This window comes from Brevundimonas sp. (assembly GCF_004210735.1).
In the GTDB taxonomy this organism is placed as follows: domain Bacteria; phylum Pseudomonadota; class Alphaproteobacteria; order Caulobacterales; family Caulobacteraceae; genus Brevundimonas.
The window spans coordinates 1-13549 of the sequence record NZ_SDZL01000060.1 but is presented as its reverse complement, the minus strand read 5'-3'; the positions used below and the strand labels follow the sequence as shown (position 1 = coordinate 13549).

Sequence of the window (13549 nt, the reverse complement as noted above, 5' to 3'; positions counted from 1 at the left end):
GTCAAGAACGCCACCGAGTTCGGCCTGTTCATCGGCCTGGACAACGACATCGACGGCATGGTGCACCTGTCCGACCTCGACTGGTCGGTGTCGGGTGAAGAAGCCATCCAACGCTACCGCAAGGGCGAGATGGTCAAGGCCAAGGTCCTGGACGTCGACGTCGAGAAGGAACGCGTCTCGCTGGGCATCAAGCAGCTGGGCGGCGATCCGATCGGCGAGGGCGACACCTACAAGCGCGGCCAGCAGATCACCGTCACCGTGACGTCGATCGAGACCGGCGGCATCGAGGTGAAGTTCGGTGAAGACGACGCGCCGGTCACGGCCTTCGTTCGCAAGTCGGACCTGTCGCGCGACCGCAACGAGCAGCGCCCCGAGCGTTACGCCGTCGGCGACCGCGTCGACGCGATGATCACCGGCGTCGACAAGGCCACGCGCCGCGTCGCCGTCTCGATCAAGGCGCTGGAAATGAAGGATGAGGCCGAGGCCATCGAACAGTTCGGGTCGTCCGACTCGGGCGCTTCGCTGGGCGACATCCTGGGCGCTGCGCTGAAGAACGCCGCCAAGGAGTAATCCTCCTTGTCGAGCCTATGCTCGGCTAGCGGAGCCTCGCGACTTGAGGCTCCGCGACCAAGGCAAGGCCGGAGTGATCCGGCCGCGCTCAAGCAGCGAAACGCCGCGCGTTTCGCGTTAGCGCCACAAAAAAAAGGGCGGCCGGAGCGATCCGGCCGCCTTTTTCTTTGGCTACAGCGTCGCCGGGGGCGGTATTTCGCCACAATCTGGCCCGAGCCTCTTTATTCCTTCGGGCTCCGAAGGTTAGGGTGGCTTACGCGATCTCCGGTGAGGGCGCGCACCGGACAACCAGGCGGGGGGCCGCGGCCGTGATCAAGTCAGAACTGATCGAGAAACTCGCCTCCGAGAATCCGCACATGACTCACGCCGAGGTCGAGCGGGTGGTCAATGTCGTCCTGGGACGGATGACGGACGCCCTGGCCGAGGGCGGCCGGGTCGAACTGCGGGGCTTCGGCGCCTTCTCGATCCGCTCGCGTCCCGCGCGCTCGGGCCGCAATCCGCGTACGGGCGAAGTGGTCGAGGTGCCGGCCAAGTCGGTGCCATTCTTCAAGAGCGGCAAGGAACTGCGCGAGCGGCTGAACGCTTCCGGAGACGAATAAAGCGAGGAGACTCCGATGGGCCTGCTGTCCGAGTTCAAGGAATTCGCCGCCCGCGGCAATGTCGTCGATCTGGCGGTTGGCGTCATCATCGGCGCCTCCTTCGGCAAGATCGTCACCAGCCTGGTCGAACAGGTGGTGATGCCGCCGATCGGTCTGGTTCTGGGGCGTGTCGACTTCGCCCACCTGGAATGGGTGCTGGTGCCCGAGAACCCGGCGACCGAGGCGGTCGAGAAGGTCGCCATCCAGTACGGCGCCTTCATCAATACCCTGATCCAGTTCCTGATCGTGGCCTTCGTGGTCTTCCTGCTGGTCAAGGGGATCAACAAGCTGCGCCGCGAACAGCCGGCGGCGCCCGCCGCGCCCACGCCGACTGAAGCCTTGCTGGCCGAAATCCGCGACGAACTGAAAGGGAAACGCTAGGCGCGCTTCGGCGCGGGTCGCAGACAGACCGGATAGTCGCCGTCGAACGGCGTGGGCGACCAGTCATCGGGCGCGACGCCCTCGAACAGCGCGTGACAATGGCCCCAGCCGCCCTCGCGCCGCGCGGGTTTCGCCACGGAGCCCAGGCGATCCAGCACATTGGGCGACACCATCTGCAACCGCACCTTGGCCGCGCCCAGGCGCGGCGCAGCGACGATCAGCGCCCGGGCCAGCGCCGGTATGGCCGCCTCTTCAGCCTCCAGCGCCTGCAGGTCCAGGATCTCCAGACTGGGGACCTGGACGATGTCGCCCTTGGTCACCAGGGCGAGGGCGAAGCCGGTGATCCGCCCTTCGCGCAGAAAGCCCAGCGCCAGCGGCGGTCGCGGCGCGTCCGGATCGGCCATCAGCCAGCGCAGCGTCTCGGGTGACCGGTCGGCCATCAGGCGCGGTTCGCTCAGCAGTTCTTCCCAGAAGACGCCATAGGCGGAGCTGTCGGAAAAATCCGTGACCGGCGCGATCCCCTCGGGCCATTCGACCGCATGGCCCCGGTCGACCCGGGGATTGGTCAGGCGTTCCCCGATGCTTCGCGCCAGAATGGGCGAGCGATCGACACCCCAACGCAAGGCCTTGGCCATGACGCAGGCGACCGGATCGACCACCCACGACAGTTTCAGCCCCGCCGTTTCCTGCGGCCAGGGGGACAGACCGTGCCGGCCATACAGGGGCGCCGAGCGGGCGTTGGCGTTGAAGGTATAGCGGGCGAACAGGCCCCGCTGGGCCATGAAGGTGTCGATCAGGAAGCGACTGCCGCCCCGCGCCTCGGGTGGAACGATGATCGAGTGGCCGGTCGCGCCATACAGAGTCTCGTCGCCCCGACGAAACCTTCGAACCATATTGCCCAGAAAGGCGGTCGGCCGGTCATCGTCGCCGATCAGCACCAGCCCCAGCGGCGCACCGGTCTCGGCCTGGCCCGGCGCTGCGGCCATCCATCGCCATCCCGCTTCGGAACGCATGGGCCAGCCGACACGCCGATGCAGCGCGGCGACGTCGCTCAGATCGTCAAAATGGAACGGTCGGACCGGCATGGGCTTCCTGCGGACACCTTGTGTCCTGCCGGTCGCAAGAAGCATGCCCAGGTTGTGCGCGGCCCCGCGCGTCCCTGATCCAGGCGCTCACAAACAGCCCCGAAACCAGACCAATCCCGTCACGATAACGTCGTTAATGCTTGTCCGGCGGTCCTCGTCGTGCTGCTTAGGCGCGATTGGGCGTCGAGTTTTGGCGCTGTATAAGGGAGCACGCCATTGAGCGCGACGGATGGGGGAGGCGCGCTGACAGCGACGCCACGCAAGACGTTTCTGGGACACCCGCGGGGGCTGGTGGTCCTGTTCCTCACAGAAATGTGGGAACGCTTTTCCTACTATGGCATGCGGGCGCTGCTGGTCCTGTACCTGACGCAGCATTTCCTGTTCGGACCCAGAGAGGCCCAGGGAATCTACGCCGCATACGCCGCGCTGGTTTATCTGATGCCGGTCGTCGGCGGCATGATCGCCGACAAATATCTGGGCTCGCGCAAGGCGGTCATCATCGGCGCGGTCCTGCTGGTCGCCGGTCACTTCATGATGGCGTTCGAGGGTAACGGCGGTCGCGAGGAACTGACCATCGGCGCCACGACCTATGAGCTTCAGGTCGAAGGCCGCGATCAGAACCGCACCATCTTCGCTGTGAACGGCGAAGAGCGGACCCAGGTCACGATCTCGCCCGAGGGCGTTTCCCGCGTCGGGGCCGAACCGGCCGCCGCGGCGGCGGCCGACGCCGCCGTTCCTGCGGTGGCTGAGGCGACGGGCTTCCCGGCCTTCACCGCTGCAGGCGGCTATTCGCTGGAGACCAAGCGCGATCTGGGCTTCGGTGAACCGATCCTGTTCCTGGCGCTGTCGCTGATCATCGTCGGCGTCGGCTTCCTGAAGGCCAACATCTCGACCGTGGTCGGCCACCTGTATGACGAGAACGATCCCCGTCGCGACGGCGGTTTCACCATCTTCTATGTGGGCATCAACCTGGGCTCGGTGCTGGCGACGGCGGCGTGTTCCTATCTCGGCATGAAATACGGCTGGGCCTATGGCTTCGGCCTGGCCGGCATCGGCATGACGCTGGGCCTGATCACCTTCATCCTGGGCCAGAGCTGGCTGGAAGGTCGCGGCGGCCCGCCGAACCCCCAAATGCTCCAGACCCGCAAGGTTCTGGGCCTGCCGTTCGAAGCCATCTTCTGGATCGGCGGCCTGATCGCTGTCTTCCCGGTCTGGTTGCTGATGCAGCGTCACCAGATCATCGAGACGTCGCTGCCCTGGCTCGCGGGCCTGATCTTCGCCTCGGTGGTCGGCTATGTGCTGGTCAAGCTGCGGGGCGCCGAGCGCAGCCGCATGCTGGTGGCCCTGACGCTGATCTTCTTCTCGGTCCTGTTCTGGGCCTTGTTCGAACAGGCCGGGTCTTCGCTGACCTTGTTCGCGGACCAGTCGACGGCCATGCCGACGTGGTTCAATGCGCCCATGACCCAGATGTTCAACCCGGGCATCATCGTCATCTGCGGCCCGATCATCGCCGCCCTGTGGGTGTGGCTGGGCAAGCGCAACATGGAGCCGTCGACCCCGGTCAAATTCTCCTTCGCCCTGGTCCTGGTCGGTGCAGGCTTCCTGCTGCTGACCTGGGCGTCGGCGACGCAGGCCGGCGTGGACTTCCGCGTTCCGCTGCTCTTCCTGTTCCTGACCTACTTCCTGCACACGATGGGCGAGCTGTGCCTGTCGCCGGTAGGGCTGTCGATGATCACCAAGCTGTCGGTGGATCGCGTCGTGGGTCTGATGATGGGCGTGTGGTTCCTGTCCAGTTCGGTGGCCCACATCGCCGCCGGCTTCATCGCCCAGGCGACCTCGACCGACACGGTCGCGGGCGTGGTGACCAGCCCGGAGCTGGCGCTGCAGACCTATGGTTCGATCTTCGGGACCATCGGCTGGACCGGCGTCGTCGTGGGCGTGGTGCTGCTGGTGCTGTCGCCGCTGCTGAAGAAGGGCATGGCGGGCATCCACTGATCGCCCGACCCTGTCGCGACTAAAAAAGAAGGGCGGCGTCTCTTGCGAGGCGCCGCCCTTTTCATGTCCGCCATCGGGGGGCGGAGGACCAGGCCCTCTTCAGAGGGTCTTTCTGATTTGCAGGAACAGCCACGGGCTCATCCACGTCCGGCGCTGCTCGCGGAAGGCCAGGGGCGAGGTGTCGCGCGGCCCCGCGAAAACCTCGCGGTCATAGCCTGCGGCCCGGTCAGTGGCGTTGCCGATATCGACCCGGACAGTCAGGTCGCTGGCGGGCTTCCACTGGCCGTACACGGTGACGAAGGGCTCGTTGCGGAAACGGCGGATCTCGCGGACCCGGTAAGCCGATCCCTTGTCCACGTTGCAGCCGTGGTCAAAGCCGTAGGACCAGCGCCCGCCCATCAGATCCTGGTTGAAGGCGATCCCGCAACCGAACGCCTGATTGCCCTGGAACCGGCGCGGTTCGCCCGTCACCGGGTCGATGACCTCGGTCGAGACCCAGCTGGCGCGGGCTTGCAAGCGCGCGTTGGACAGGCCCAGTCGATCCATCGGCAGGGTCAGTTTCACCTGATACTGCTGCTGGGTTCCGTCACCGATGTTGCCGACGCCGTCATAGCCGCCAGCCAGCGGGATCAGGTCGACCACATCCTCGATCTCGGCGTGGGACGCGGACAGCTCCAGCACCCCCTCGCCCCAGAAGCGGCGCTCATAGACGGCTTCCAGCACCGTCGCCTTCGACGGCTCCAGGTCCGGGTTGCCGCCCTCAACCTGCCCTTCATCGACCTCGGCCGAGGCGATGAAGTCGCCGAAATCCAGCTGCCCGACTTCGCGTTCGGCCCGCAGCCGGAACTGATGCCCCGTCGCCGGGGCCCAGGTCATCTGCAGGCGAGGCTTGGGATAGACAAAGGATTTGGACAGGTCGCTGTCGCCCGACTGACTGATCTCGGACACCTCGACCCGCAGACCGGCCTCGACGGTGAGATGCGGGCCGGGTCGCCAGGTCGTCTGGCCGAACACCTCGCCCCGCAGTTCCTCGACCTTGACCGAGGCCGAAGGCAGCGCCTGCGGCGTGCCGTTCTCTTCATAGGTCGTGGCGCGGTCCAGGAAATTATAGGCGACCTCGCCGCCGGTCTCGAACGCCCAGCGCTCGTTCTGGCGGAAGCGCAGGACGGCCCGTCCGATGCTTTCGCCCGCCGTGTCGTCCGCCGTGAAGGTCGAGCTGTCGCCTGCTTCTTCCGAGAAGCCGACATAATCCTCGGTCCCGTAGCGTTGCAGGCCGGTCAGCTCCAGGCTGAGCCGGGGTGACAGGTCGCGGGTCCAGTTGGCGCCCAGCTCGGCCTGTACCTCTTCCGAGGTTTCGGCGCTGAAGAAGTCATCCCCTGCGCCCGAGCGGATCAGAACGTCCTGTTCCCAGTCGTGGTCGCCGACACCCAAAAGGCCGTTCACCTTCAGCTTGCCCCCGGCCAGAGGTCGCTGCATCGCGGCCGTGCCGCGGATGTTGCGGAACCGGTCCCAGCGTTCCAGATCAGCGTCCTGGATCAGGGCGCCGGTGACCGGATCATAGCGGCGCCGGAAGCCGTCGCCGGTGCCGTCGGTGCGATCGGTGGTGGCGCTGAACGACGCCTCGATGGACCGGTCGCCCTCGCGGCGCGAAAATTGCCCGGCGATCAGCGGGCCGACATAGCCGTCGGGATAGATGTAGGCGTTGGCTTCCAGCACGCGCTCTACCGTCACGGTGCGCTTCAGCACGACGTTGGCGATGACGGCGCGGCCCTGCATGTCGATGCCCGGGGCGCCCCCGCGGATCAGTTCGATCCGCTCGACGCTGCCGGCCGAAATACGGCGCAGGACCTGGTCCAGGCTGTCGCTCTTGGACGAGGGGCGGTCCCCGTCGATCAGGACATTGCCCGCCGCGCCGGCGAATCCGCGCGTGCTGTTGTCGCCCGTGTCCAGGCCAAAGCCCGGCAGGCGCATGATCATGTCGAAAGCCGAATTGGGCTTTGATTCGGCGAAAAAGGCCGGCTCGAACACCAGCACCCCGGCACGGTCTGCCGAGGGCGCCTCGACCGTCGCGACCGGGGCGGAGCCGGCGTGCTGGGCCATGGCGGGCGCGGCCAGCAGGGCCAGGGCGGCCCCCGTCAGCCAGATCGACTTGGTCGTCATCGTCGCGCGCCCTCCCCAGGCGTCTTGGTCAGAAGGTCTTACGCAGGCGGAGTGAAACAAAGGTTCTCGGGTTGACGGCGCTGTCCTCGATGTAGAGCACGTCGCGGGTGTTGCCGACGTACTGGATGCGGCGCTGGGTGAAGTCGTCCCACAGGTTCATCTGGGCGCGCAGGGCCAGGGTCGGGGTCGGCTTGTACTCGGCGAACATCTCGACATAGCCCGCCCCGCGCCATTTGAAGGTCTGGCTGGGGCGATAGGTGCCCTGACCCAGACGCGGCAGCCAGTTGACGCCCCACTGCAGCTTCAAGGCCTTGAGGTCCTGCTGGATCCCGACATTGGCCTGGCTGGCGCGCACGCCCGAGATTGGCCGCTCCTCGCCCGTGGTCGGGTCGGTCACGCGCGCCTTGTTCCAGTCGTTGCGGAAGGTGAAGCGACCGCCCGAGAATCCGATCCGATCCAGCGGCAGCACCACGTTCAGCGACAGGCGATCCAGTGTCCCGTCGCCGATGTTGCCGATGGCGGAGACCGTGGGGCTCAGGGGCAGATAGTCGATGGCGTCGATGATCTCGTCATGGCGATAACCGATCGAGACGATCCCTTCGTCCCAGAAGCGACGTTCATAGATCAGTTCGCTGATCCAGCGCTGTTCCGGCTCCAGATCCATGTTGCCGCCATAGACATTCTCTTCGTCCAGATCGGCCGAGGCGGCGAAGTCCGAGAAGTCCAACTGGCCCAGTTCACGCTCGAAGCGGAAGCGTAGCTGGTTGTTCGGCATTGGCGTCCAGGTCGCCAGGAAGCGCGGCTTGGCGAAGAACAGGCTCTTTTCCGACTGCGAGTCGCCCGACTGGCTGATGGTCGAGGTCTCCAGGCGCAGGCCGGCTTCCAGCGTCAGGTCGGGGTGAACGCGGTAAGTGGTCTTCGAGAAGATCTCGCCGCGCGTCTCCTCGACCTTGACCGAGGCGCCGGTCAGATCGACGGGCGCGCCGCCCACCGTCAGGGCCTGATCGGTCTCGCGCATATTGTAGGCGATCTCGGCGCCGACCTCGATCGTGGCCTTGGGCGTCGGTTCATGGCGGATAAGGCCGCGCAGGATGGTTTCGGAGCTTTCGCCCGAATAGGCGAAGACCTGTTCCGGGTCCGCAGCCCCGCCCAGCGTCACGTTATAGGTCTGGGCGCCGTCCCAGCTGTCGAACTCGTGCATGAAGCGCGTTTCGAGCTTGTAGCGATCGCCCAGCGGGCGGGACCAGGTGACGCCGAACTCGCCGCCCTCGACATCCTCGCCGGTGCGGCTCTCGCGCAGGGCGGCGGCCGACTCGCTGATATTGTAGCCGTTCCAGTCACTGATGCCGTAGCGGGCGGTGACGTCCACCTTGCCGCCCATGAACGGGCCGGCGTAGGTGCCGCGGATCGAGTTGCTGCCGCCGTAACCATCGTTCTCGGTGCGCTCGTCGCGCAGCACATTGCCGTTCACATCGCGGCGGACCAGCCAGCCGGGACCGTTGGAATCGCTCATGCTGATTCCATCGGACAGGGTCACACCCCAGCTGCGATCGCCCTCGCGCGCAGTGAACTGATAGGTGCCGGCGTACAGGTCGGTGCCCTTGCCCTCGAACTGGGTGGTGTTCCAGGTCAGGATGGACTGGCGGCTGCTTTCCGACTTCAGGATGACGTTGGCGACGACCGAATAGCCCTGCATGTCGATGCCGGGTGCGCCGCCGCGGATCAGCTCGATCCGCTCGACCTGCGCGGCCAGGGTGCGACCCAGAACGTTCGAGCCGGTGTCGCTTTTGGAGGCCGGGCGGGCGTTGTTGATCAGGATGTTGCCGACCGCGCCCTCAAAGCCGCGGGCGCCCGAGCCATCATTCACCGAGAAGCCCGGCACGCGATTGACCATGTCCATGGCCGTGTTCGGGCGCTGGTCGGCGAAGAAGTCGGGCGTGAAGACCAGCACCCCGCGCTGCTCGGCGTCGACCAACGGGGCCGCGCCGCGCGCGCCGGGCGCGCCGGGCGCGCCGGTCGGTATCGGCGCCTGGGCGACATGGGGTGTGTCGTCCGCATGGGCGACGCCGGCGGGGGCGAACAGCAAGGCGGTGGTCGCCAGCAGCAGGCGCTTGGTCATGGTGGTCTCCCCTGAATCTTCGAGGGGAGCTTTGGCGTCCAGCGCCGCCATGAACCAGTTACATTGCAGACAGGTGGATTAAATATCCGACATATTACAAGGCAGTAATGCGGCGCCGTATTTCCGCCTGACCGTCAAACGGCCGTGCCGCCCACCGTCAGGCCGCCGATCTTGAGGCTGGGCTGGCCGATGCCGACCGGGACGCCTTGGCCGGCCTTGCCGCAGACGCCGACGCCGGGGTCAAAGGCGAAGTCGTCGCCGATCATCCGGATCTGGGTCAGGGCCGTCGCTCCGTCGCCGATCAGGGTCGCGCCGCGCACCGGGGCGGTGATCCTGCCGTCCTCGATCAGATAGGCCTCGGTGCACTGGAACACGAATTTGCCGTTGGTGATGTCCACCTGCCCGCCGCCGAAATTGGCGGCGTAGAGGCCGCGCTTCGTATTGGCGATCATGTCGGCCTTCGAATCCTTGCCGCCTTCCATGAAGGTGTTCGTCATGCGCGGCATGGGCTGGTGGGCGAAGGACTGGCGCCGTCCGTTGCCGGTGGCGCGGGCGTCCAGTTGACGCGCGCTCAGACGGTCATGCATCAGGCCGACCATGATCCCGTCCTCGATCAGCACGGTGCGCGATGTCGGCGTGCCCTCGTCGTCGATCGACAGCGAGCCGCGGCGCCCGGCGATGGAGCCGTCGTCCACGACCGTCACGCCCGGCGCGGCGACGCGCTGGCCCATCTTGCCGTTGAAGACGGACGACCCCTTGCGGTGGAAGTCGCCCTCGAAGCCATGGCCCACCGCTTCGTGCAGCAGCACGCCGGGCCAGCCGGCGGCCAGCACCACGTCCATCTCTCCGGCGGGGCAATCGATGGCGTCCAGATTGACCAGCGCCTGACGCAACGCCTCGTCGATCTGGCCCTGCCAGCGGTCTGGCGCGATCCAGGTTTCGAACCCGGCGCGGCCCCCGGCGCCGGACGAGGCGCTTTCGCGGCGTCCGTCCTTTTCCACTGTGACCGAGACGTTCAGCCGGACCAGCGGGCGCACGTCGCGCATCAGCCGGCCGTCGGCTCTCAGGATCTCGATCGCCCGCCGCTCGCCGACGATGGAGGCCGAGACCTGAACCACGCGCGGATCGCGCGCCCGCGCCCAGGCGTCGATCTCGGACAGCAGGGCGATCTTGTCGGAAAAGGCGGGCGAGGCGAGGGGATCGACCTCGTCATACAGTTTCTGATTGGTCGCCCGCGGGCCCTCGGCGGTCGTGCCCGCATGGCCGCGCTTGGCCAAGGCGGCGCTGTCGGCGGCGCGGCGGATGGCGGCGGCGGAGATTTCATTGGCGTGAGCGAAGCCGGCGGTCTCGCCGGCCACGACCCGCAGGCCGAACCCCTCGGTCGCGTCATAGCTGGCCGATTTCAGCCGCCCGTCGTCAAAGACCAGGGATTCGCTTTCCGACCGCTCCAGGAACAGTTCGCCGTCGTCGGCGCCGGCCAAGGCCGCGCCCAGGATGTCGAGGGCCTCGGACGGATCAACGCCGGCCCCTTCCAGAATGGCGGTTTCAAGGATGGGGGGCGGGGTCACGGAAACGGTCATGGGGCCTAGATAGGCGCAGATGCGCCCGCCGTCACCGCCCGCGCTGGGCGAGAAGGGACGACGGGCGCGATCCGGTCGCGATGAGGGCGACTATTCCTGCACGACCTCGCCGTCGCCCGAGATCAGCTGACGCAGTTCCGACGGCTGGCGGGTCAGGGTCACATCGGCGTTGCCCGAGACATCGACCAGCGCAGCCCCGGTCGGGCCGACCTTGACGTCGCCCCAGCCGCTGGCCCGGATACGGGCGTCGGTCACCTGAAGGGCCTCCAGATCGGCGCGGGACGAGCCGGACATATCCATGACCACGGCGTTCGCGCGGCCCTGGGCCTCGGCCACCGCCGACCCCGACAGGGTCAGCTCCAGCGAGGGTTGATCATAGTGACGGATCACCAGATTGGCGTGGTCGGCCAGGTCGAAGCTCTTCACCGCCGGGGCAGTGATGGTGACGCGCAGCACCTCGGTCTCGCTCCAGCCGCGGATGCCCGTCCGGGTCCAGCGGATATAGCTGCGTTCCTTGTTCTGACGCCCGTCCAGCGTCAGCCGGCCGTCCACGATGCGGACGCGGTCGGCCAAGGTCTTGGGGCCCGTGACGGTTATGCCCGCCTCGGCGCCCTGGATGTAGGTGACCTCGCCCGGCATATCGATCGCCAGGCGTTCGCCGCCGGTCCATTCAATCTTGCGAGTGATGTCCGGGGCCACGGCGCCGCGTTCGATCTGGAAGCTGGAATCGCCTTCCTCGTCGTCGGTGATGACCCAGGTCCAGTCGTGCCGGGCCAGGTCGCGGCCGCCCACGGCCATGGCCCCGCCGATGCCGACGACGGCCAGCACCAGGCCGACGGCGGAGATGATGATAAGATTGCGGATCATGTCAGGTCCTCCCTCAGGCCCGGATCAGGATTGCGCTTGCGGCTCGAGAGCCGGCTTCAGCACACGATAATGGAGGCGCGCGTACCAGACGGTCGCGTCGATCAGCCATTTGGTCAGCAAGGCCATGACGGCGCCCATCGACAGGCCCAGGCCGATCAGGCCGACGCCCAGCAGCACCGCTGCGACAGGACCGCCCGGCGCGCCCATGAAGGGCCCCGCAACCAGCACGAAACCGCCGGCCAGGAAGATGAAGACGCCCGTGATCAGGATGGACAACACCGCCCCGAACACCGGCAGCACGATCGGCAGCAGGATCAATATGTCGATGGCGCCCAGGCCCAGGATGGCGAAGATCGCCCCCGCGGCCGACGACGCGGTCTGCTCCTGCTTCCAGCGCAGAACTCCCGCCTCGGCGCGCAGTTCGCGGGCCAGACGGTCGGGATCGCCCAGCGCACTGGCCACCTCGGCCTCGGTGCGGCCAGCGGCGACGCCGTCCTCGAAATGGGCCTCGTAGTCATTCAGGATTTCGGCGGCGGTCGAGGTCGGCAGACCGACCAGGCCACGTTTCAACCGGGCCAGGAAATCGGCGCGGGTCATTGGGCGTCTCCGTCTTGAGAGCGGGTCTTCTTGGGGGCGGGGGGAACAGGGGCGGCGGCGCCGGTCCCCGTCACCAGGGCGTCAACGGCGCGGGCGAAGGCCTGCCATTCGCTGCGCTGCGCCGACAGGGCGGCGGCCCCGGCGGTCGTCAGCCGATAGTATTTGCGCGAAGGGCCGGCCGAGGATTCGACCAGATAGGTCTCGACCAGGCCGTCGGTCTGCATCCGCCGCATCAGCGGATAGATGGTGCCTTCGCCCATGCCGATGGCTTGGGACAGGCGACTGGCGATCTCGTAGGCGTAGCTGTCCGCCCCGTCTAGGAGCGCCAGGACACACAGGCCCAGCACCCCTTTCTTTAACTGAATGTCTATGGTGTCCGGCACGCCGGCCTCCTCTTGTGATGATGAAGAGGTATCGCAAGGTATCGTGCGTCGCAAGGTAGCTATCAAAACATGACGGCGAATTAATCGAGGCCCGGATTCGGGGTGCGGCGTCCTGCGCGCGTCAGAACGGCGCCAATCGCTTGGCAAGCGCGAGGCGATCCGATAGGGACCGGGCCTGAAACGTCACGCCTTTGAACGGGCGCGGCGACCACTTGCGACCGGGTCGCAAGTGTCGGCTGCAGAACGATTTTATGAGGACTTCTCGAATGGGGATGGGCACGCGAGCCCTGGCGAAGATCGGAGGCGTCGTCGCCTCGCTCGCCACGGCCGTCTTCGTCGCCGCGCCGGCTTGGGCGCAGGACCTGATGGGTCAGCCGACGCCTGGCGGCATCGACCTGCAGCCGGCGGCCTCGCCGCTGAAGCATGAGGCGATCTGGTTCCACAACGCGATCCTGCTGCCGATGTGCATCGGCATCAGCGTGCTGGTGCTGGGCCTGCTGCTGTGGATCGCCATCCGCTACAACAAGAAGGCCAATCCGGTTCCCGCCAAGTGGAGCCACAACACCATCATCGAGGTCATCTGGACTGTGGTGCCGGTGGTGATCCTGGTCGGTATCTCGCTGTTCTCGTTCCGTCTGCTGTTCGCCTATCACGACATGCCGACGCCGGACCTGACGGTGAAGGTCACGGGCAACCAGTGGAACTGGGCCTATGAATATCCCGACCAGGCCGTGCCGGAGTACATCTCCAACATGCTGCCCGAGGACAAGACCACGCCGCAGTTGTACCGCCTGGCCGCCGACGAACCGATGGTCGTGCCGGTCGGCAAGACCGTTCGCCTGCTGGTCACCGCGTCCGACGTGATCCACGCCGTCGCCCTGCCGGCCTTCGGGCTCAAGACCGACGCCGTCCCGGGCCGCGTCAACGAGACCTGGTTCAAGGCCGAGCGCACCGGGATCTTCTACGGCCAATGCTCCGAGCTGTGCGGCGTCGACCATGCCTTCATGCCGATGCAGATCAACGTCGTCACTGAGGCCGAGTTCGCCACCTGGGTCGCCTCCAAGGGCGGCTCCATGACGCCCAAGGCCGCGCCCGGCGGCAGCGCCGACCAGGCCGCCGCCGGCGTGACCGGAGCACCGGCTGCCGCGACCGACGCTGCGCCGACCGCCCAGAC

At 66.9% G+C, this 13549-nt stretch carries 12 protein-coding genes; 5 read left to right on the top strand and 7 right to left on the bottom strand.

Going from position 1 to position 13549, the window contains the following annotated elements:
• The 3 genes from EON91_RS12045 to mscL form a co-directional block, all read left to right on the top strand.
• Positions 1–570, top strand: a 570-nt coding sequence (locus tag EON91_RS12045; RefSeq protein ID WP_292095068.1) for a S1 RNA-binding domain-containing protein, incomplete at its 5' end; no start/stop codon positions are given.
• A gap of 308 nt (positions 571–878) precedes the next feature.
• Complete coding sequence (locus EON91_RS12040) at positions 879–1169, top strand: integration host factor subunit beta (RefSeq protein WP_292095065.1); 291 nt, start codon at positions 879–881, stop codon at positions 1167–1169.
• 15 nt (positions 1170–1184) lie between these two features.
• The gene (gene mscL / locus EON91_RS12035) at positions 1185–1589 is read left to right on the top strand and encodes a large-conductance mechanosensitive channel protein MscL (protein ID WP_292095064.1); all 405 of its coding nucleotides are present in this window, start codon (positions 1185–1187) and stop codon (positions 1587–1589) included.
• On the opposite strand, the gene EON91_RS12030 is transcribed toward mscL, so the two are convergent.
• Entirely contained in the window at positions 1586–2674 is a 1089-nt protein-coding gene (locus tag EON91_RS12030) for an N-acetyltransferase (RefSeq protein ID WP_292095062.1), read from the bottom strand. The genes mscL and EON91_RS12030 overlap by 4 nt on opposite strands.
• Positions 2675–2890: 216 nt before the next feature.
• On the opposite strand from EON91_RS12030, the gene EON91_RS12025 reads away from it, so the two are divergent.
• On the top strand, positions 2891–4669 hold the full coding sequence (locus EON91_RS12025; RefSeq protein ID WP_292095060.1) for a peptide MFS transporter: 1779 nt from the start codon (positions 2891–2893) through the stop codon (positions 4667–4669).
• A 99-nt stretch (positions 4670–4768) separates the two neighbouring features.
• Here the strand turns inward: EON91_RS12025 and EON91_RS12020 are convergent, their stop codons facing one another.
• The 6 genes from EON91_RS12020 to EON91_RS11995 all read right to left on the bottom strand — a co-directional run bounded on the left by EON91_RS12020 (position 4769) and on the right by EON91_RS11995 (position 12375).
• Positions 4769–6829 carry a TonB-dependent receptor gene (locus tag EON91_RS12020; RefSeq protein ID WP_292095057.1) on the bottom strand — a complete coding sequence of 687 codons (2061 nt, stop codon included), beginning with the start codon at positions 6827–6829 and terminating at the stop codon, positions 4769–4771.
• Positions 6830–6857: 28 nt separating this feature from the next.
• Entirely contained in the window at positions 6858–8948 is a 2091-nt protein-coding gene (locus EON91_RS12015; RefSeq protein WP_292095055.1) for a TonB-dependent receptor, read from the bottom strand.
• Positions 8949–9082: 134 nt separating this feature from the next.
• Complete coding sequence (gene tldD, locus EON91_RS12010) at positions 9083–10528, bottom strand: metalloprotease TldD (protein ID WP_292095052.1); 1446 nt, start codon at positions 10526–10528, stop codon at positions 9083–9085.
• A 90-nt stretch (positions 10529–10618) separates the two neighbouring features.
• Entirely contained in the window at positions 10619–11395 is a 777-nt protein-coding gene (locus EON91_RS12005; RefSeq protein WP_292095049.1) for a DUF2807 domain-containing protein, read from the bottom strand.
• Positions 11396–11419: 24 nt separating this feature from the next.
• A complete protein-coding gene (locus EON91_RS12000; RefSeq protein WP_292095047.1) occupies positions 11420–11992 on the bottom strand; it encodes a DUF1700 domain-containing protein in 573 nt (190 codons plus the stop codon).
• Entirely contained in the window at positions 11989–12375 is a 387-nt protein-coding gene (locus EON91_RS11995) for a PadR family transcriptional regulator (protein ID WP_292095044.1), read from the bottom strand. The genes EON91_RS12000 and EON91_RS11995 overlap by 4 nt, the downstream gene beginning before the upstream one ends.
• Positions 12376–12641: 266 nt before the next feature.
• Here EON91_RS11995 and coxB point away from each other — a divergent pair.
• A partial coding sequence (gene coxB, locus EON91_RS11990; RefSeq protein ID WP_292095041.1) for a cytochrome c oxidase subunit II occupies positions 12642–13549 on the top strand: 908 nt, incomplete at its 3' end.

Bases quoted from the DNA above. Each gene is read 5' to 3' on its own strand.
- mscL (WP_292095064.1), top strand. From the start codon at position 1,185: ATGGGCCTGCTGTCCGAGTTCAAGGAATTCGCCGCCCGCGGCAATGTC.
- EON91_RS12030 (WP_292095062.1), bottom strand. From the start codon at position 2,674: ATGCCGGTCCGACCGTTCCATTTTGACGATCTGAGCGACGTCGCCGCG.
- EON91_RS12020 (WP_292095057.1), bottom strand. From the start codon at position 6,829: ATGACGACCAAGTCGATCTGGCTGACGGGGGCCGCCCTGGCCCTGCTG.
- EON91_RS12015 (WP_292095055.1), bottom strand. From the start codon at position 8,948: ATGACCAAGCGCCTGCTGCTGGCGACCACCGCCTTGCTGTTCGCCCCC.
- tldD (WP_292095052.1), bottom strand. From the start codon at position 10,528: ATGACCGTTTCCGTGACCCCGCCCCCCATCCTTGAAACCGCCATTCTG.
- EON91_RS12005 (WP_292095049.1), bottom strand. From the start codon at position 11,395: ATGATCCGCAATCTTATCATCATCTCCGCCGTCGGCCTGGTGCTGGCC.
- EON91_RS12000 (WP_292095047.1), bottom strand. From the start codon at position 11,992: ATGACCCGCGCCGATTTCCTGGCCCGGTTGAAACGTGGCCTGGTCGGT.